Origin of the sequence: Sphingobacterium sp. UBA7253 (assembly GCF_002472745.1) — a bacterium.
In the GTDB taxonomy this organism is placed as follows: domain Bacteria; phylum Bacteroidota; class Bacteroidia; order Sphingobacteriales; family Sphingobacteriaceae; genus Sphingobacterium; species Sphingobacterium siyangense.
On the sequence record NZ_DKSP01000153.1, the window covers coordinates 1 to 20,488 of the forward strand.

19 protein-coding genes are annotated in these 20,488 nt (G+C 38.0%); 9 read left to right on the top strand and 10 right to left on the bottom strand.

Annotated features, from left to right (window positions below; translation table 11 throughout):
* Window positions 1-183 precede the first annotated feature (183 nt).
* Window positions 184-1,488 carry an aminotransferase class I/II-fold pyridoxal phosphate-dependent enzyme gene (locus B2X72_RS16055; protein WP_286850631.1) on the top strand — a complete coding sequence of 435 codons (1,305 nt, stop codon included), beginning with the start codon at window positions 184-186 and terminating at the stop codon, window positions 1,486-1,488.
* Between the two features lie 886 nt (window positions 1,489-2,374).
* Window positions 2,375-2,863 (top strand): hypothetical protein, encoded by a 489-nt coding sequence (locus B2X72_RS16060; protein ID WP_286850632.1) that lies wholly within the window; start codon window positions 2,375-2,377, stop codon window positions 2,861-2,863.
* Window positions 2,864-2,896: 33 nt separating this feature from the next.
* Here the strand turns inward: B2X72_RS16060 and B2X72_RS16065 are convergent, their stop codons facing one another.
* Window positions 2,897-3,346, bottom strand: a complete 450-nt coding sequence (locus tag B2X72_RS16065) for a hypothetical protein (protein WP_286850634.1) — start codon at window positions 3,344-3,346, stop codon at window positions 2,897-2,899.
* Window positions 3,347-3,694: 348 nt separating this feature from the next.
* On the opposite strand from B2X72_RS16065, the gene B2X72_RS16070 reads away from it, so the two are divergent.
* The 3 genes from B2X72_RS16070 to B2X72_RS16080 all read left to right on the top strand — a co-directional run bounded on the left by B2X72_RS16070 (window position 3,695) and on the right by B2X72_RS16080 (window position 5,097).
* Window positions 3,695-4,030 (top strand): hypothetical protein, encoded by a 336-nt coding sequence (locus tag B2X72_RS16070; RefSeq protein WP_286850636.1) that lies wholly within the window; start codon window positions 3,695-3,697, stop codon window positions 4,028-4,030.
* 33 nt (window positions 4,031-4,063) lie between these two features.
* Complete coding sequence (locus B2X72_RS16075) at window positions 4,064-4,600, top strand: antirestriction protein ArdA (RefSeq protein WP_286850638.1); 537 nt, start codon at window positions 4,064-4,066, stop codon at window positions 4,598-4,600.
* Window positions 4,601-4,662: 62 nt separating this feature from the next.
* Window positions 4,663-5,097, top strand: coding sequence for a hypothetical protein (locus tag B2X72_RS16080; RefSeq protein ID WP_286850640.1), 435 nt, complete (start codon window positions 4,663-4,665; stop codon window positions 5,095-5,097).
* Window positions 5,098-5,119: 22 nt separating this feature from the next.
* Here B2X72_RS16080 and B2X72_RS16085 read toward each other — a convergent pair whose 3' ends face one another.
* The 3 genes from B2X72_RS16085 to B2X72_RS16095 all read right to left on the bottom strand — a co-directional run bounded on the left by B2X72_RS16085 (window position 5,120) and on the right by B2X72_RS16095 (window position 7,455).
* On the bottom strand, window positions 5,120-6,028 hold the full coding sequence (locus B2X72_RS16085) for a nucleotidyl transferase AbiEii/AbiGii toxin family protein (RefSeq protein ID WP_286850642.1): 909 nt from the start codon (window positions 6,026-6,028) through the stop codon (window positions 5,120-5,122).
* A complete protein-coding gene (locus B2X72_RS16090) occupies window positions 6,012-6,791 on the bottom strand; it encodes a type IV toxin-antitoxin system AbiEi family antitoxin (RefSeq protein WP_286850644.1) in 780 nt (259 codons plus the stop codon). Before B2X72_RS16090 ends, B2X72_RS16085 begins: the two co-directional genes overlap by 17 nt.
* Window positions 6,792-6,984: 193 nt before the next feature.
* A complete protein-coding gene (locus B2X72_RS16095) occupies window positions 6,985-7,455 on the bottom strand; it encodes a helix-turn-helix domain-containing protein (protein ID WP_286850646.1) in 471 nt (156 codons plus the stop codon).
* A gap of 748 nt (window positions 7,456-8,203) precedes the next feature.
* On the opposite strand from B2X72_RS16095, the gene B2X72_RS16100 reads away from it, so the two are divergent.
* The 3 genes from B2X72_RS16100 to B2X72_RS16110 are packed head-to-tail and all read left to right on the top strand — an operon-like array spanning window position 8,204 to window position 14,260.
* Window positions 8,204-9,679 (top strand): TlpA family protein disulfide reductase, encoded by a 1,476-nt coding sequence (locus tag B2X72_RS16100; RefSeq protein ID WP_286850648.1) that lies wholly within the window; start codon window positions 8,204-8,206, stop codon window positions 9,677-9,679.
* The gene (locus tag B2X72_RS16105) at window positions 9,676-12,879 is read left to right on the top strand and encodes a SusC/RagA family TonB-linked outer membrane protein (RefSeq protein ID WP_286850650.1); all 3,204 of its coding nucleotides are present in this window, start codon (window positions 9,676-9,678) and stop codon (window positions 12,877-12,879) included. The genes B2X72_RS16100 and B2X72_RS16105 overlap by 4 nt, the downstream gene beginning before the upstream one ends.
* Window positions 12,880-12,892: 13 nt before the next feature.
* Window positions 12,893-14,260 carry a RagB/SusD family nutrient uptake outer membrane protein gene (locus B2X72_RS16110; RefSeq protein WP_286850652.1) on the top strand — a complete coding sequence of 456 codons (1,368 nt, stop codon included), beginning with the start codon at window positions 12,893-12,895 and terminating at the stop codon, window positions 14,258-14,260.
* Between the two features lie 71 nt (window positions 14,261-14,331).
* Here B2X72_RS16110 and B2X72_RS16115 read toward each other — a convergent pair whose 3' ends face one another.
* Together B2X72_RS16115 and B2X72_RS16120 are read right to left on the bottom strand one after the other, a co-directional pair.
* Window positions 14,332-14,718 (bottom strand): hypothetical protein, encoded by a 387-nt coding sequence (locus B2X72_RS16115; RefSeq protein ID WP_286850654.1) that lies wholly within the window; start codon window positions 14,716-14,718, stop codon window positions 14,332-14,334.
* A gap of 106 nt (window positions 14,719-14,824) precedes the next feature.
* The gene (locus B2X72_RS16120) at window positions 14,825-15,289 is read right to left on the bottom strand and encodes a MauE/DoxX family redox-associated membrane protein (RefSeq protein ID WP_286850656.1); all 465 of its coding nucleotides are present in this window, start codon (window positions 15,287-15,289) and stop codon (window positions 14,825-14,827) included.
* A gap of 398 nt (window positions 15,290-15,687) precedes the next feature.
* Here B2X72_RS16120 and B2X72_RS16125 point away from each other — a divergent pair, with 398 nt between their 5' ends.
* On the top strand, window positions 15,688-16,596 hold the full coding sequence (locus tag B2X72_RS16125; RefSeq protein WP_286850657.1) for a hypothetical protein: 909 nt from the start codon (window positions 15,688-15,690) through the stop codon (window positions 16,594-16,596).
* 120 nt (window positions 16,597-16,716) lie between these two features.
* Here the strand turns inward: B2X72_RS16125 and B2X72_RS16130 are convergent, their stop codons facing one another.
* The 4 genes from B2X72_RS16130 to B2X72_RS16145 form a co-directional block, all read right to left on the bottom strand.
* On the bottom strand, window positions 16,717-16,977 hold the full coding sequence (locus B2X72_RS16130) for a hypothetical protein (protein WP_286850659.1): 261 nt from the start codon (window positions 16,975-16,977) through the stop codon (window positions 16,717-16,719).
* 225 nt (window positions 16,978-17,202) lie between these two features.
* A complete protein-coding gene (locus B2X72_RS16135) occupies window positions 17,203-17,688 on the bottom strand; it encodes a hypothetical protein (RefSeq protein WP_286850661.1) in 486 nt (161 codons plus the stop codon).
* A 262-nt stretch (window positions 17,689-17,950) separates the two neighbouring features.
* On the bottom strand, window positions 17,951-18,625 hold the full coding sequence (locus B2X72_RS16140; protein WP_286850663.1) for a TetR/AcrR family transcriptional regulator: 675 nt from the start codon (window positions 18,623-18,625) through the stop codon (window positions 17,951-17,953).
* A 326-nt stretch (window positions 18,626-18,951) separates the two neighbouring features.
* Entirely contained in the window at window positions 18,952-19,902 is a 951-nt protein-coding gene (locus B2X72_RS16145) for a helix-turn-helix domain-containing protein (RefSeq protein WP_286850665.1), read from the bottom strand.
* Window positions 19,903-20,488 lie beyond the last annotated feature (586 nt).

Sequence of the window (20,488 nt, forward strand, 5' to 3'; positions counted from 1 at the left end):
GCTATTCTTTTGTCTTCACCCTTTTCCATCGCACTAATTCCAGCATTTGCAATCTCCCGAACCTATCATTCGACACAGTAACTCTCAAGTTAAGAATATCTTATAAAATATTTACCACCATTTGGTGGTAAATTGATATATTTAACATACAGATAACTTTTTCAGAAACATATACCCATAGACATGAACCATCAAAACTTTATGAGCGCTATCGATCAGAGCATCTCTGAAGGCGTAAAGAGAGGGATACTTCATTTAACCCAAGAAGGCAATCTCACGACCGACAATATGATCCAGATCAATGGCTTAGAATTGGTGAACTTTACTTCCTGTAGCTATCTTGGACTTGAGCACGACGAACGTTTAAAGCGAGCCGCTATTTCTGCCGTTGAAAAATATGGAGCTCAATTCTCTGAATCGAGAGCCTATGTTTCCATAGATTTATATAAAGAATTGGAAGATCTGATGAGCGAGATTTTTGAAGCGCCTACCATCATCGCCCCCACAACAACACTAGCCCACCTATCGGCCATTCCAGTAATTTTAGATTCAGGAGACGCGGTTATCGCAGATCAACAACTTCATAATTCAGTATTAAGCGGTATAAATGTATTTAGAGCAAATTGGCCTGTCCACTTTGAGGTTCTTCGCCACAATCGTTTCGATCTACTGCGCGAACGTATCGAAACCCTTCAAGCAACCCACAAACGGGTTTGGTATTTTGCCGATGGAGTCTATTCCATGTTTGGTGACCGATGTCCGGCAGATGAAATTTTTGAATTATTAGACACCTTCCCTTCATTCCATACATACATTGACGATGCACACAGTATGAGTATCATGGGTAAAAATGGAAAGGGATATATCTTGGCAAACCGCTCCATCCATGACCGGATGATTGTGGCATCTTCAATGGCTAAAGCATTTGCAACGGGGGGAGGTATCTTGGTATTTCCAAATAAAGAAATCGCCAGGAGAGTGCGAGCTTGTGGAGCGCCGTTTAACTCTTCTGGACCATTGCAACCAGCAACTTTGGGTGCCGCAGTAGCTTCTGCTAAGATCCATTTAACGGATGAAATTTATACCCTTCAAACCGAATTGGTGAATAGAATAAAATATGCTAGCTCACTATTTAAAGAGACTTCACTCCCTGTAATTTCAAACTTTGATTCAGGAATATTCTTTGTTGGAACTTCGAGAGGCGAGCTTGCGTACATTATTATGGAAAAAATGATGAAACGAGGTTTTCTATTGAACATCGGGGTATTTCCAGCCGTTTCCAAAAATCATTCAGGAATCAGATTTACAATGACCGTACTCCAGTCTTACGATCAGATAAAGAATATGATAATGACGCTGAATGAAGTGTTCCTAGAAACTTTGGATGAACACCAATATTCTGTTGAACAGATATACAGTGCGTTTAAAGTGGTAGCTCGCTTGGAAGATCGTCCCATTGGTGAGTTTTTAAGCGAACAGATTACATAAATTTATATAAAAATAAAACCCGTCCCCTACTACTATCTATCAAAAAGAGGGCATCCTTTGCCCTCTTTTCCACTTACTGATCTTTCTCAACGCTTTTGGCAAGCTCACTGAAACATTAAAGCCAAAAACCATATTGTTTTTTTGGTAATTCTTCTTTTTTTCTCAAATAACTTCTGAAAACGAAGTAGGTTTTATAAGCACAAGAATACCTTCTTTTACCTCTATCGGCACAAAAACACCTAGTCAAAGACCAAAATTATCCCCATTTAGATGATTAGTACCACCCTTTGGTACGATTTCGACACCTCAAATTCTAGTCAACCCCTATCTCCCACCTCACCCTACATTCCAATCCTTTCTTTTACTGAATAATTTGCGCAGTTCCCTCTTTTGTCAAGTTTTCCTTCCACTACAGAAACAATACACTCATCTTCTTTGCGAGACGGAGTATCTCTTTCATCTCCAAAACCCTATGCAAAGGTCTCAACTGGAGGCTGACATACCAAAGTCTGCACCCGAGGGGTTTGCCCTGGTTTTCATTAAAAAATCTCCAGCCCTTTGGGTAGTATTTTTTGGCAAAAAACTTTCTCCTGTCAGCCTCCCCAGTTGATGGCTCCTGTTTGCATGATTTTCGGGAAAAGGCGGATGCTTAATCCCGATCCCGCAAAGACGGATTGCCTAGCAACCGGGTAGTTCCAGCGGAAACACGAGCAAATGGGTTGCCTGAACGGCAAATAGCCAAGTAAGAGCTCAAGAGCCGAGAAAGCGGTCCTAAATCGGGTGGACGCTACCGGCCTAAAAAATGTGTCTACCGGTATGCTTCCGGTACTGATGAGACAAGCACGTCGAAACGCAGAAAATCCAATCATATAATTCCAATCAAAAGATGAAAAGATTTACTAGACGTAAAGCAGTAGCATTACACACCTTACTTAAGACCGTTAAACAACGGATAGAGAACATCAATAGTGGTGGTTGTGGAGTATTCGCTTATTACCTGTCAGAGTTCCTCTCGACGAAAGGTTACTCCTCTCGGATTATCTGTTTAGATATGGAGTTCGATCGACACGATGCAAAACACCATTCTAATATGCAAGCCATAGCAAATAGAGATAAGAAATCAAGTTTCGCTTATGACCATTTTGGATTAAGAGTCGGTAATTACTATATAGACTCAGAAAACCTGGTTAGAAGTGAAGAACTACCGGTCATCTATCGACACTACAAGCCTTTGGGAACAATATCCAGAAGTGACTTGAATTTTCTCAACTCACTTGATGACAAATGGAATCATCGGTATGATCGCTCCCAAAATGAGCTCATGAAAAGACTACTTTACGCTGTAGTAGGTAAGTTTTCCCAAACTAAAAACTAAGTGAATACTAATATTTAATTAGGATACCATGCATTATTTCATATTATCCTTTTTAATGTCGGATTCATCTTCCCGGAAACGAACATATTTTGACAGGTCGTCAATTATCTTTCTGGCTTGGATGGCACTCTCCGAATTACTTGTCATAACGTCATCATCCCCCAGGTCAACATCATCCCCATAAATGGCCTTTTTTAATTCAATCCGTCGTTGGACATCGATCATCTCCTCATCTATCTGCTCTATAAGAGAGAAATCTGGCTTTCCATTTAACATTAAATCCTTAAAATCTTTGTAAGGAAATAACTTTACCTTGAAAACCTTTTGAAAGACCTCTCCCCATTGTAACACCTCAATTTCAGAATATACTCCGCTGTTCTTTTTTTGAATGGACAATACCATAGCAAGGAACATTTCTGGCGATCCATTCCAAGAAGAAGATTTTTTACCGAAAAGATTTGAAAAGAATGAAAAAAGCCCCATAGCTGTTCAATTTGGTTTACATAAAGATACCATTTCTTTTTTCCCACCCCAAATCATTGAGCTTTACCACCTCCTCTAAGCAGCCTTTCCAAGATTCAGTTAAAGAATACACTTCATGCATTCCACACCTCTTGACAACGGGCTATTTGACTTTGATCCAGTCCCTATTGCAAAAGTATGTCCGAGTCTTTAATGCCGATAAAAGGTCATGCACAGTTTGATAAAAAATCCTTCCTCCTGCTGTCGTAATGATTTTTTCCAAAACCTTGTATCGGCCTCCTCGGACCTTTTACGCATTAGGAACATAGACAAAGCCAACTGGCTGCGTCCATTAAAAAAATGTCAAACATGAAAACGAAGATAACTATCAAAAATCCAGAGAAAAACCTTCAATTGGTCCAAGAAGGAGAATTACCTCGAAAACAGACTTTATGTGAAACGGATATCCCGGACAACATCCATGAGATAGCCGCAATTATAAAGGCTGACTGGAAAAATATCTATTTCGGCGCCGTCCCCTATCTTGATGCAATGGCTTCCATAAACAGTGTTCACTCCGGGTACTTTCTTGACAGCGCTAAAAGCATCGTTAACTACTTTCTCGCAAACGCGACCTCTTGGCGGGGAGATAAGGCGAGAGCTGTTAAGTCCAAGCTCAGAAAGCTAATTTCTCAAGCTGAATAGACAGATTTATTTAATTGATAAAATCGAACCACCATGAAGGAAATAATCAATATAACAGAAGCTCGAGTATATGTAGGCACATATCGAAAATATAATGAAGGATCACTATTCGGTGAATGGTTATATCTATCAAACTATGCAAATCGTGATCAGTTTGATGATGCTTGCGGGGAACTTCATTGCGATGAAGAAGACCCAGAATTTATGTTCCAAGATTACGAACACCTCCCTGAACAATTAATCTGCGAATGTTGGATAAGTGAAACTGTTTTTGAGATAATAGAGGCTATCGATGATATGGACAAAAATCAAAGAGAACCTTTCTCTATCTGGTGTAACAATGGTCACAGAGACCTTGCCAAAGAGAATATCTACGATCTAATTAGCGGATTTGAGGATGATTATATCGGCGAATACCATAGCGAAGAGGATTTTGTCCGAGAGCTCATTGAAGAAAGATCTGACCTGTCGGAATTTGCAAGGCAGTATTTCGATTATGAAGCATATGCCCGAGATCTATTTTGCGGAGACTACTGGAGCGATGGCAATTATATTTTCCGCATTTCATAATTATTCTATTTAACCTTAGGAGACCATCTTTGACGGTCTCCTAAATAAAATCAAAAAAAGACATGAAAAAAGAATTCACATTCGAAATTGAGAGTTTGCTATCAGGGAACGAAAATCCCAAAGGGCCGATCGAGCAGGTCTTGTTTGCTATGCGTCATGCAAAGTATATTGGAAAGATAGCTTGTAGTAATATTGCCCGTATTACTTTTTCTTATCCTAACATGAATGCCGCCATTCCGGGAGGATCACCCATAGACGAAACACTTCTGATCAGGTACGAAGATTTCGGGCAGACGCAACTTCATTTATGCGTCAGAAGTGGTAAAGACTCATTAAGGGTTGCATCAGGGTACTTTCCCACAGAAGAAATAAACATATATTCAGAGTACCAGCACGCCTTATTGCTCTGCAAGTTGAGCGAGAATCAAATCAAAGACATTTTGAAGTTTACTTGGAGCAATATGGATTTGATTCAGCCCAAGCCATTCCCCATTTAGCGATAAGTTAAATGATCAGATCCTAGGGGCGTATTTGATCCAGAAACTCTTTCAACCGGTTTACCTGTTCATTGTATTTCTCTGGATTTTTGTCCCGTAGTTTCTGAATATTTAGCAGTTTCCAACGTATGGAGGGATACTGTTCATAAGAATATATTGACCAATCCGGTTCAAGTGATTTGAAGCCGATCAAAAAGTCTATATCACTGTTTGTTAATGACGCTTGTATCTCGTTGATCAGCTTCTCACGGGTCGACTCGTAGTCTTCATAGGTAAAAAGTACATCTGTCATACCATCAAATTGATTAACCAAAGCTTCTTTTTGATCCAACCGATGCGGATTTAGCACCTCGTAGATCGGTCGCTCGCTTCCTAACAGGCAATACATAAAACCTCGCTTTATCTCATCCGAGATACCTTCGGTTTCAAGAAGATATTTCACATCGAACAGATCCCTTGGGTGCTGCCTATCCAGCGCCGCACAGATTTTACCTCCGAACAATTGTGCCAATGGCACCATATCTATCTCAACAAAGGTATCATAAGCTTCCTGAGCCGAATTGCATAGCGCCACTTTCTCTATGTTGTCAAATACTCCTCTTCCCACGAGGTTTATCTCCAGTTTGATCGTCGCCTTCTCATTAGATATCAAAAGTTTTCCGATCGCTGGCTTCGCTTGCACCGATGATCCCACCAAGTTGCCTTCTATCCTCTTTTTCAACCGTAATAAAATATCACGGATATTGCTCAGCGTTGTTTCTCTATCCTCTACTGGGATGTACGTCAGATCAATATCCACCGACAGCCTGGGCATGTCCCTTACGAAAAGGTTTATCGCTGTGCCACCGTGCAGTGCCAATTGTTTCTCTTCTGCTACATAGGGCATTACATCCAATAGTAGTTTTACCTGTTCTCTATATTCCGTGTTCATTTTTTTCTAGCTCCTTAGGTACTATTATTTGATATTTCGCATTGTACACACCATGTTCCACAATGCTTCTTTTGCCTGTGCCCAAATCTATTTTGTCTACTTGTAGGTATTTCAACCAGCTATGTTCAGCTTTGTCAGCCATATACAGGAATAGTCGCTTCACCTTAACAGAGTTGCACTTCTCAAGAAGTTCCTGTACAACTTGGGGGCGTAAGTTGTTCAGTCCTTCCATGATTTCATAACATTCGATTAGGGATTGCTCCTTTGGTGCGAGGTATAGACACTCCATAATTGCCCTGGCAACTGAGGATATTCTTATTTCATATCCTTGATAGCTCATACCTAATAATCCAATATCTCGCGGTAAAAAATCGGTTTGGGTAAATGTGTATTTATTCCTCCAGCCTTCATAATTAAGAAACCATCTTGGAAGGTTTTCTTTTAGTGGCGCAAATAAAGTTGTTTTTTGATGCATATTTAGGTAATGGGCTTTCCCATGCAATCCGAGTGAAGATTTTCCTCCTATATGTACATCCAAACCTAGCTGTCGTTGTAAAGAATACACCGCCCCTTCAAGTGAAACTTGATCACCTGTCCTGACCATCGCTCCCGCCCCTATGGATTCAAACCAATTGTATTCCCTATATCTTCTCTGCAGTTGAGGACTATAGCCATTCTTTGCCATCCATTGACTCGTGAACACGATTCCTTTTGGTTGGGATTGTAGCAAGAGGTTTATTTTTGTTGTATTCTCTACACTCATGATACAAAAATATAGATTTTTTTAAACCATCTTATATTTAAGATTAAATTACTCAAAATAAATACACCTGTTGTTTACAAATACAGATAAATTTAAACTAATCCGTTAGCCAAATTTATACCTCTTTATACAAAAAGCCAAACTTACGTTCGGCTTTCTGCGTGAAATATTTTTATTAGCTCAATTATATCCCTTACTTCGCTTTTCTTTCCAAATTCTTTACTTTGTCGTCAGGTTCCGAAGACCCTTTCTTTAAAGCTTCCAATTCTGCTTTTAAAGATGCAATTTCATCCTTAAGTTCCTGTTTTTCCCCATGTCCTTTCAAAAGTTCTTCCTTGAAATATTCTATAACCTCGCTAATCGGATGATTATGTTGGTTCGTAGTATATCCAAAGAAAAAATTAAAATCGTGTTCTTTATTAAATTTCTTTATCGCTTCTACAGTCGTTCCTAAAGCCTTAGCAGCTCTTTCTAAAATTTCTTCTGTTGGTAATTCTTTCTGTTCCATTTTTGATACGTTTTGTTGCGCCATACCCATTGCCCTCCCAAGGGTTTCCTGTTTCATACCCTTGAGCAAACGCATGTCGCGAATATTTTGTCCGAGATGTATTATTTGTCGTTGTCCCATAATCAGTACATACCCGATAATAACAAATATAATCATTTTTTATGGGTGTACAGAATATGTATTTTACACCCAGTCAAAAGTTTGCAAAAAATAGTATTTATATTATTATTGTATTTTACAAACAAAATGAAGATGATGTACGAAAACTCGACATAAATTTCTATTTTTGAGCCAATATATTTACGGCTTAACAGTGTATACCTGTCCCCCTAACCAGCAAACAAGGAAAACAGGTATGCCGGGTGAAGCCCCATACCGCGTATTTTATTCTTTTTGAGTAATATATATCTTAAGGTGTGGGAAGCTCACCCGCTTTTTCCAAAACTTGCTGGTTAGGGGAGCGGGCAGAGAACCACATCTTTCTTTTTTATATAAGACACCATTCTTTCCCCGCGACATAATACAATTAAAAACTTTAATGATTATGTGGCCGTCACTAACAAGTCTTTCTTTTATACTCCCTCGACAAAGCATTAATGTTTGGTTACACCCGAATTTGCTTAATTTTATTAAGCAAATTCGGACAGGCTTAAACTATTATAGGCATGCCTTCATTTATCAACATATCGTTATCAAAGAGACCTATTGTAAAGGCACTATTCTTCTTTTCGACAGCTCATGGCTCGCACCCAAATGGCGAATAAAACTTGGTATATTCTTCGACCAATTATCCTCCTCTCGCTACAGAAGTGTCATCAAACCCTTCGATTGAGCATCTCCTTTCCTATCGGTAATTCTACCGTAACTTTTTACTGACAAATTAAGAACTAAAGAATAATTTTTAATGCAAATATTTTTATGTAATGGGCTTGCCTTGTCCAATTGCAAGGGTACCCTCATAGCCATTCTAACCGCTTACCAGCGCTTAGTACGGGGAGTAATCGGTAAGCAATTTTTATATATTTTCTGTTTCATGTTGTTTAGTTGCGGGATAGCCCGACCACAGTCTCCCGTTCATCGGGAGGCTGTAAACAACAACAGCATCACTCCTCTTAATATTGGTGACCAAATTCCAGATGAACTTTGGAATTTGCCACTACAGGTCGTTAACCATCCTGATGGCAAAGAAACTATTACACTGGCCAATTATAAGGGTAAATTAATCATATTGGATTTTTGGGCCACGTGGTGTGGTACTTGTCTCGATGGACTAATAACTGGAACAAGCCTCCAGAGCGAATTTAAGGATGACGTCGCAATCATTCCCGTAAACGGGATCAGCACACGCGATACCGAAGTAAAGATTAATGCTTCCCTTTCGAAAATCAAAGCTGATCCAAACCTTGATACAGATATTTTTTCAATAATACAAGATAGTATATTAGAGAATGTTTTTGTTCATAAATCAATACCACATTTAGTTTGGATAGATAACAATGGAAAAGTCGTAAACTCGACCTATTCCAATGCGCTAAGTAAAGAGAACCTTGATAATTATCGGAAGGGCCATAAAATCGAACTGCATACTAAAAAAGACAACTTTGGATTTGATAAAAATCGGTCTTTGGCAAATCAGATAGATTTTGACACTATAGAAGAAAATTATGATCAGATAACCTTCTGCGACTACATCGAAGGAATTGGTACTGAAGCAGGAGACTATAAGCAGAATTCGAATTCATCATCATTCAGGATTCTGAATTATCACCTGTCTTATTTTTATCAAATTGCTTATCCCTCTATACTTGCGGGCTTAAAGAATAGCCAGATTATCTTTACCCCTTCAGTTCCTTCTGGGTTTAAAAAGGGCTACGTAAGTCCAGAAAATTATAGTGACTACTATTGTTTCGAATATACAAAACGCGGAGAACTTACGAAAAGGGAGGCTATTCAAAAATTGAGAGAAACATTAGTTATCAGCTTTAAAACCCAACCTTACAGGGTAAATAAGTCTGTCCCCACATTGATTGTATCGCATACGCCGAAACTAAACCAATATCTGTCACAGAGTGTTGATAGCAAAGTGCAATTAGTTGAAGATAGTAAGCCGAAATACATCAGAAGGTATCCCATTTCCTTTTTATTGGATTTTCTTTCTACCCAACTCAATATCTATATTGATGATAAAGTAGATTCAAGTCTCCGTTTCGACATTGACCTGCCTGATACGCTTGACTGCACCAATAAACAAATGGTTGTGGCATTTATGAAGGAAATAGGGCTTGATGTGAAAGAACATATCCAAAATCTTGATTTTGCAATTTTTCAACCAGTGGAACTACTACCAATCCCATTAAACACCACACATTACGAACAATGATGAAAATTTCAATATACTTTATTTTATTTTTTTTATTCAGCTCGCAAAATCTGATTGGACAAGAGATCCGTGGAATTGTTAAAAATGCTGAAACGGGTGCCGCATTAACAGGTGTCAGCATCATTAATTCATTAAAAAACAGGTCGACAGTTAGCGGGATAACAGGTGCATTTTCAATAAGAGACATTCAGCTTCCGGATTCGTTAACGTTTTCCTTTATTGGATTTGAAACCCAAAAGGTTTCAGTAAATAATTTTCAAGACCAGTTAATTGTAAATCTGTATCCACGTACAAACGTCTTGGAGGAAATAGCTGTAATCAATACAGGATATCAGAAGATAAAACCCAATGAAATGACTGGAGCGGTTCAAGTGTTGACACAGAAGGATCTTCAACAACAGGTCGGAACTAATATTCTCGAAAGATTAAACGGCATAGCCCCAGGGGTACGCTTCGATAATCAGCCGACCGCCGCAACACAGCAGAAGCTCAATGTGAGCATACGTGGACTGAGTTCCATAAATGGTCAATTGGATCCCCTGATTGTACTTGATGGATTTATCTACGAAGGCGATATTACGAATATTGATCCCAACAGTATCGAGAACGTATCCATACTAAAGGATGCAGCAGCTACTTCTATATGGGGAGCAAGGGCTGGAAACGGTGTTATAGTCTTGACGACAAACAAGGGAAGAGAAAGTATAAGGTTACGTATAAATGCATCGTTAGGAACTATTGTGCAACAAAAACCTGATCTAAAAAAAGTATTTCAGTTGCCGTCCGCAGATTATATAGAAATAGAAAGAATGCTCTACGAAAAAGGATATTACAACAGGATAATCAATAGAACTCCGGAAGTTGCACTTACGCCTGTAATTGATATTCTTCAAAAGGTGAAAGAGGGTGCCGTCCGTCAGGAAGAGGCAGAGAAGATAATCGACAGATACAAAGGAATTGATAGCAGAGAACAATATGATCGCTTTTTTCTTGGTGTTCCGGTCACACAGCAATATTCAATCAGTACAAATGGGGGGAATAATATCAATACTTTTAATATCGGTGCAAACTTTACCAAGATCGTGAATGAGAACGGAAATGTCGGCCAAAAGATCAATTTTCAATTTGCAGATCGTTTAAGGCTCGGAGCCAAGGTAATAGTTGATGCAAATCTGTATTATACTAATAGCAGCTCCAAAACAGGAGAGCCCGCCTTCGATTCCCATCTATTCACTGTACGTGGTAAATCCGTCCCCTATCTTTCATTTGCTGATGAAGCGGGAAACCCTTTACCCTTCGAGAATAGATACCGAAAGGCTTATCTCGATAAACAAAACATAAATAATATACTAGATTGGGACTATATCCCATTGGAGGACTATAAATATACCCATGATGTGACCAGAAACCAAGAACTTTTTGGAACTATCAATATAGGGTATAAGATATTTCCATTTCTTAACCTTAATGTCGGCTATCAGGCCCAGCAACAAAAAGAGGTGGATGATCTCCAATATGGCGCCGATAGCTGGAATGCCCGTGAGCTTGTTAATAGGTTCGCTCAGTATGATTCTGAAACAGGTAGCATGAAATTTCCTGTCCCAAGAGGTGGAACCCGCCACCTGAACAGCTCAGCAACATCATCATACACACTAAGGGGACAGTTGGATTTTAATAAAGAATGGAAGAAACATCTAATTACGGGATTAGTGGGAGTTGAAGCGAGGCAGAATAAAACAGATGGTAATTCCTTCACAGCATATGGATACTCTAATGACCCATTGGTCAGTATTCCCGTTAATTATGAAACTCAATACCCCATAGCGGTAGAGAAGAGAACGTCCTCAATTTCCGGAGCTCCTACTTTTAGCTTTACCCTGAATAGGTTTGTTTCCACCTATGCTAATGTCGCTTACCTTTTTGATAAAAAGTATGGCTTCTCCGGAAGCGTTAGACGGGACGGTGCAAATATTTTCGGAGCAACTACCAATGACAAATGGAAACCCTTTTGGTCAGTAGGTGGTTCCTGGACGGTATCCAATGAAGAATTTCTTAAAATCGATGCTATCAAGCTACTAAAATTGAGAGCGACGTACGGTTACAGCGGGAATGTCGATCTTAGAAGAACACCTTTACCACTAGCAAACATTACTTCGTCAAGTTATGCTAATCTTCCTGTATTAATTATCGGGTCATTAAATGATCCAAGCCTGCAATGGGAAAGAGTCAGCACTATCAACCTAGGCTTAGATTTTTCCATGTTCAACAACGTGCTCTCAGGCAACTTCGATTATTATACCAAAAGAGGGAGGGATCTATATGGGCTTTCGGCATATGACTATACCATATGGGGATATCAGCCCTTTATTACCAAAAATGTGGCCAGCATGGAAGGAACGGGTATTGACGCAATGATCTCAACAAGAAATCTGAACAAAAGAATCAAATGGACCACGACTCTTTTTCTCAGCTACAACAAGAATAAAACAAAAGAATATTATAATCCGTCACCAATGAATATTACTAATTTTTTGGGCAGCGGAAAAGAAATTACGGCTGTTCCAGGGCTACCATTGCACGCTATCGCAGCCTACAAATGGGCGGGCTTGGATGAGCAAGGGAATCCCCAAGGTATTTTGAATGGCAACCCGAGTATAGATTATGAAGCAATACGTACTGAAGCCAGTTCAGCAGGTGCCATACCTGAAAATATCGTTTTCAAAGGTTCCAGTAAACCGCAATTATTCGGTTCCATCCAAAACCGCATTGATTATAAGACTTTTTCGGTAGTTGCGAATATTGGCTTTCAAGCGGACTATTATTTCTTAAAAAACACCACAAATTATAGTTCACTATTCTCTCAGGGACTTGCTTACGAAGACATACTTGAGCGTTGGCACAGGCCGGGAGACGAATCTAAGACGAATGTGCCGTCTATTCTATATCCTGATAATAATCAGCGTAACACCTTTTATAATCAATCAGAGATAAATGTCCTTAAGGCAGATCACTTGAGAATCCAGTTCATAAACTTTACCTGGTCGCCAAAAATTAGAAAATCCTTCCATACAGAATTTTTCTGCAATGCTAGTAACTTGGGAATTTTATGGCGAGCAAACAAGGAAAAAATTGATCCTGAATTTCAAGGAAGAATCGGACCGTTAAAAACGTACGCTGTGGGATTAAGAATTACTTACTAAAAAGAATACTAAAATGAAAATACTAAAAAGAAATAGCATCTTGTTTATTGTCATATCCTCACTTTGGATGCTTTCAGGTTGTGAAAAGTACCTCGATGTCAAATCGGACAGCCGATTGGTCACACCTAACTCGCTGGAAAGTTTTCAGCAATTGCTGGACGAGGCAAACTCTATGAATTATAGTACAAACTCTTTCGGAGAAGGCTCCGCAGATGATTACTTTATCACGAACGACACTTATTCATCACTTCATTTGGAGGGTAGAAATATGTATGTTTGGAAGAACTTTATCTATAATTATGACAATGACTGGGCAAAAGCATATATTTCTGTTTACACATCAAATGTCATACTTGACAATATAAAAAAAATTGAAAAAACAGCCAAAAATCAATCGGACTGGCATAATATATATGGTTCAGCCTTATTTTACAGAGCACATTCATATATCCACTCAGTTTGGACCTATGCAAAAGCTTACGATCCAAAGACTGCCGAAAATGACCTTGGTATTGTTTTGCGAGAAAGTTCAGATCCCACTATTCCATCTGTCCGCTCCAGTGTAAATGATTGTTATTCTCGTATAGTATCTGACTTGAAAGAAGCATCAAAGGCATTGCCATTGCAACCCTTTCATGTACTTCGACCTTCTAAATGTGCGGCGTACGGATTATTGGCTAGGACATATCTGTCTATAGGGAAATATGAAGAAGCATTAACCTATGCCGATTCCGCAATAATGATTTCTCCCGAGCTCTTAGATTATAATGAAGTAGAAGTACCTACAACAGCAACCGAAAACCCTTTTAGGAGATTTAACAAGGAAACTATCTTTTATAGTCAGATGCTAGGTTATGCTGCTGCGCTAGGTTTAGGATATGTCGATACGTTGCTTTTCGACCACTATGCTGCAGACGATTTAAGGAAATTGCTCTTTTTTGGGAAAGCAGAAAACGGATACCATCAATTTAGGGGGACATATTCCGAAGATACACATATCAAATTTACGGGAATAACAAGCGCGGAAATGTACCTTATAAAAGCTGAATGCCAAATTAGGCTGAATCAGTTAACCGATGGTGTAAAAACCATAAATATTTTAATAAAGCATCGTTATAAAAATGATTCAAATCAACTTAAATCCAATACAGCGAAAGACGTTTTATTATACACGGTTCTGTTGGAACGAAGAAAGGAGTTGGTTTTTAGAGGGGTACGCTGGATTGATATAAAGAGACTTAATAGGGATGGTTTCAATATTGAACTCAGAAGAGCAATATCTGGTGAAACCATAAGTTTGAAACCGAACGATAATGGATTCGCTCTTCCATTGCCAGATGATGTCATCCGCGCCACTGGTATGCAGCAAAATCCTAAATGATTCCCGTTGGGATTCATTTAGGACTTGTATTGACTCAAAATTTCTATTGCTTTTTAAAATTACCCGTTGTGTTAGTTACGATTGTGTATAACAGGTGTTGAACCTGATCCTCCCGCTTTTGACGGTATATATCCAGAAGAAGTTGCATTTGCATTTAACGAAATTTTAGCGGGATCCAACGCTCCGGTAGACGGATTTAAATCAGTATCTTGAACATCCATAGAACAAGCTTTTTGATTTCCATTTGGACAAGTTAAAGACGGATTGTCTTCTGACCATCTTGCTTCATCTGCTACTTGAGTAGCGTTTGTAGGATCTCCATTAAAAAATACTGTAACTGTAGTTGCTTTCGAAGGGGTCTTAACTTTCTCAATAAGAGTAAACGACATAGTGCCAATTGCAATTGCTACAGCGGCAGCTCCTAAAAAATTCTTTTTGATAAGTTCTACTATTTTCATTCTATTGGTCTTTTTTATATATCAAAAAAAGGTTGCCTCAAAAAACTTTGGTTAAAATATTATTATTTATTACGTTATATGGCTGACGTCCTGCCCTTGACAAAGATTATCCTATAGCCTTTGTCTCGAATATGTATCTATGTAAAAAAAATCCGATAATGCTCACAAAGAGAAAGAATAGGTTAAAGATTAAATGTTGCATCCAACTCATCCCACTTATCACCGAGCCACATCCACAAGGTAATTCTTGCCACGCACCAAGCATTGCCACAATGATATAACCTGTAAAAATAGTCATCAATACAATGGATAGTATTAAACCCATCCTGCGAAACCGATTCATAATCAAAGCTATAACCGTTAGCCCTTCCAAAATTGGAAGAGAGTAAACAAGCACAAATCCTAAATCATCAGAAAAAGGTTGTCGTCTTATTCCACTTCTGAATGAAGAGAAATCAACTATTTTGTCAATGGCCACTGGTATCCATAAAACCATAAGCAACACGATAACAATATGATAAGTTGTCCGTATTCTTATTGTCTGTCTCAAATATGTAGTTGATGTTTCCATTACGTTATACTCAATGATGACTTAAACCATCCTTTGATACAAATATCTGAACACATCAAAACTTTAAAAACCAAAAAAAGGAGAATATTTTCACGTTTTTGAGAAAAAACGGTTGCTTTTTTCACCTTTCTACATAAGCGACTTCAAAAATTCTAAGACTCCCTTCAAAATCAAATAAAGCCCTGTTAATTCTTAGCAAATCTCGGAAGCGACGGAAACATCTCCCCTTTTCACCAACCGAACTTCATAGATAAAACATATTACAAATGGGGTATCCAATTCTCTTTTAGATTCTGGAGCCTCCACAATTTGCTCTTGTTTTCCCTTCTTTATTCCATCTATGCTCCCACTATTTCTCAGCATGAATTAACAAAAGGTTTCATTTAATAATCCCTGTGATGAGAAATTTCAGAAAACATTATCCAACTCAACAACAATGCGCACACGCATGGGCTCATGGCATATCAAAGAATGGGCAATCCTCCAGCCTTTATTTTGAAGGTTCAGTAATCTATAGCTATGGCGAACATTTTCCGATAGTCCGTATCCATAACCATACAGTATTCTTCACAGAAAAAGCTTACAGTAGAACCACATCAAGCCATATCTCCATTTCAAGCTCAGCAGTATCACATCTAAATTATGTATTTGTACATTATGTGCCAGAAGATGATGGTGACCCAGCAAATAATAGAAAATTCGTATCTCAAAATATAGATCATTGGATATCGGAAATTAGTAAATTATTGGAACTCTATCAGTTTAACCCTCGAAAGAAGAGTATCCTAGGGGAAATTGACAAAATTCATCAGAAACTCCTTCACTTCGTACATTCGCTAAACGTCCGACCATCAATATCTCTTCAGACTCTATTGCATGATCTGTCTCAAGAAACGCTTTTAAATTTCAAAAAATCAGAGAAACGCCGTTTAGCTGCAAGCAAAAAAAGAGAAGAAAAATCTAAGCTGATGAAATTTGCCAAGACACTCGAAAAATGGAAGAGAAGAGAGATTGTTTGTATAAAAATGGCACATCCGTTCGACGCGGATCTTGCTTATCTACGAACTAACCCTGAAACTGAACAAATAGAAACCTCAAAAGGAATCAACGTGACTTTGAACGAAGCGAAGGCTTTATACCTTTATATCAAAAGATATCTTAGCTGTACACCTGCAAAACCGTCATTTAATATTGAAGGATTTAATCTATCCACTATAGATCAGCATTTCTTAAAAGTTGGCTGTCATAAAATATCTATGGAAGAGGTCGAGGCTATCGCCCATCGTAAGGGTTGGAAGATTGATTAATAAGTTATTCGCTAGCATGTGTTTTACCTCGCTAGCGAATTTATAAGTTATCGACGCAATTAAGGAGCCATTTCATCCATATAATGGATACAAACTACCAAATTATATGATGACCACATTTTATAATCGGTAGCGTAGAGAAATTGCCCTCCAGATATCATTAGCAAAACTCTGGTCACAACTTGAATCTTCAAAATACCATTTGTTATCGCGTTTAACGAGACGCTGTACAATACCATCTAATAGAATATCAATACTGCTTTGATCTTTATTTATTACTTTCTTTAACAACTTAATCTCAAAATCTTGAGCCCTATAGGTAATGCGAAAGGTTTGACCAGTAAACGGATCGTTTAATTTGTTTCCAATAATATCTTCCATAATAATTTCAGTGAATTTAAAAAATTCCAGATAAAGTTTAAAGAAGTTTAAAATTATTGAACATCGTATTAGAAGCTCCGGGAATATTTATTTCAGTTATAGAATATATGAGTAGGAAACGGATTAGAAAATCATTTCCACAATCACAATCCTCAATTCTTGATTTTATCGAAGCTCCCAAAAGTGGAATTAAGATTTTCGAAATTCAATAAAATAAGCATAAGATTAAAGCGCTACACGATAGCTCCCCTCTCCTTTTTTCTCAATCTCACCTCCGTCAAAAACCAGGTCTGAATAGTATAAGGATCCTCCCATCGGTCCTGCAACCCCTACGACATTGACATTAGCACTTATGGTCAGACGACCTGCCTCGAAGAAATCAACAATGGTCACCGATCTACCATTAGCAATTGTTTCTAAGCTTATACGGACTACAAGGTTATTCCCTGAGTCTGCATCTCCTTCGAATATGGAGAGTTTTTTTGTATCCTCTCGTGTATGTGGCTGGAGAATCTCTTTACCACGCCGATCCAAATAATAAAGCTTGACACTGTCCAATGAAAGTCGTAAACCACTGCTATTTCCGAAAATATTTTTCTTTTCCGTATTTACTACTTCGAGATAAACCTTATCCCAGTCGAAGTGATTTAGATCTTTAACATCACGACAGGAAAAGAAGAATAAAATGGCAAAGAATGTTATCAATTTCATGCTACCGGGACTTTGTTCTTCAGAAAGTTAGCTTTCTACTTCTAAACTGGCAATTTTTTTCGACCAACTCTGTTATTACTATGATAAACACTTAAAAAGACTCGATCAAAAAAAAATAAAATACAATTATTTAAAATAACTCTTACATGGATAATCCGAATATCACTAACAAAAGTATAAAGTTAACAAGCTCGTTTTCATATCCTTTTTAAAAGTGATTTGGGATAATTTCTCACACAACTTAAATACTGCCAATAGTGCCCTATGGTTTATGGATTTGTTGGGGCTCTTCTACTGAATTATAAGCCCATTCCAAAACTTTCTTAACGGCGACCCTGATTCGCTCCATACCTTCAGGAGTAGAAAGATCAATTTCACATACTGTGCTTTTAGTATTTACGGCGTGTAGTACTACATAATTAATACCAGCTACCAGTAGCCCAGCTATAGCCCGAAGATCTATTTCTTTTCCTTGAAGCTCTCTATCTGCAAAAGCAAAAAACATTGCACTCATCTTTTCTCGTTCACGCGCCACATGGGAAACTATTTCAGAACTCTCACAGATCTGCCAGGAGACAATCTTCTGCATTTCTTTATTATTCTGAAGTTCCATAAGCTGGTTAAGTAATAACGATTCTAGAAACCCTTTCGATCCCGTCTGAGGTGAATTTCCGAAAAACTCAACCGCACCGATAGTAGCAGCAACCCAATAATCTTTGCCCTTAATGTAGGTCTCAATCAAATTTTCCAATGATCCGAAATAAAGGTAAACAAGTTTACGGTCCACACCCGCAGATTTTGAGATGTTATTTATAGTAAGTCCCGTGTACCCCTTTTCTTCAAGGACCTTTCCTACAGAAAGGATCAATTTTCCCATAGTGCGCTCCTTGTCGTTCTTCTCTCCCTTGTATGTCTTTCGTTGCTGTTTAGCTTTCATTCCGATTGTCGATTATATTTCTGCACTAAAATAAGTAAATATTTTGACCAGTCTTCTATAGAGAAATAATGATATTTTCATAAAGTGATGAAAATATCATTATTTAAACTACTTAGTTATTTGAAAGAGATACTGGGCCATGTTTAACAGTTGTCGATCAAGAATATATAATAAACAATTTATATTATTTTCGCTTCCTCGAAAGTCATTCAGACTATCATAATTACAATAAATCTCTATTTTTGTATTTCATCCATACAGATGTATTACATTAAAAAAACAAGTAAATTATCAAATCTACTTAAAAGCTAATCAAGCAGATCAATTCACCTATCCCCATATGCTTTACGGTATTGGACTCGAAAACTCTTTACGTCATCGTATCCGACTTGCCAATAGACATCTTTTGCTTTGAGATTCCGACTTTCTATAAGCTTCTTAGCATTCCATAATCTTACTTCTATAAGATAGGCATATGGCGTGATTCCAAACTCGTATTTGAAATGCTTTGTTAGCGTTTTCGTTGTAGTTGCTAGATCAGATGCCATGTCTTCAATATTTAATTTTGAATTTGAAAAATTTACATCTATAAAGTCCCTAGCCCGATAAGCAATAGATGCTAGTTTTTCAGTAACCAACTTATTATAGCGTTCCAAAATAAGAGAAATGGCTTTTCGTAAAGTCCCGTTTAACGCGCCTGAGTTTTCATTGTTATAGGTATACATTTCCTTTAAGCAGGCTCCAATTATGCCGTCTATGTGACATTGGGGAAGTGTTTCGTATGACCGTTCACATGCATCAAATCGTTGTAACATTGCGTTTAGATGAAAAAAATTGTGACACACCTTTTTCATCCAACTGCGTTTCATAGTTACTATAAGTGCTATGTTTTTATTAACGGAAGGTTTCACTTTATAGTTTTCACGATTACCATATGCGACATAAAACCGCTTTGTTCTAATATGAGAAATTCTTTGCCTGTTTTCGTAAAAAAAATCAATGACACCGTCGATCATAAAATAAAGAAACAACCTTGATTTCTTAAGTCTCAATTTGAATGAAAATGGTTTCTTCGAGTTCAATTCGACTAAATCAACCACAAATGGAGGGCTTTCTAAGCGCTGAATTAACAATTCGGTCCCACATTTAAACGTCCTTAGAACAGCGGAATCTGCATTTACCAATGGATAGCTGCAATTAAACGGTAAATTGCCCTTTACATCCTCAATGCATTCTGGCTCTTGATCATAAATTAAAAAATAAGGTCCTTTATCCATAACAGTGTAATAAAATCCATGTGTCAAGTAAAACACTCTATACAATTTCTACTGATGCCCTCGAGCTGACCAAGCGGAACAATACCGGACTATCCAATTGTCTTTAACACTATCTTGATCTTCCAATAAAATTATACATTTCAATTTCTTTCCATTGAAGCTTTTACCGCGTTTATATTACCAATTCAGCCAAAACGTCCAGTTAGATATTCTTATTGCAATTGTAAAAATCTCCCCACGGCGATATAGTACATATTCACCGCTAATTCCTCACCCTTTTGCAACAGCCTATTATTTCCTTGAGCTTTTGGGATGCAAATTTATACCTCATCCGTCTTTCAAGGCCATGTGAATGCCCTCAAAAAATCTTCCTCTAAACGAGCGTATTTTTTGGCGCAGCCTTGTCCGACACCCCGTCGCTCAAATTCTTGGGCATCAACAAAAAGCCAGGAATAGGCTTACCCCATAAGGGATTAGTATAATTTTTAACATTAAATAAAAGAACTATGCAATTCGCAGGAAGATTGGTTGACAATGCTCAACTACGAACAACAAACTCAGGAAAACAGGTAACTGGATTTACCGT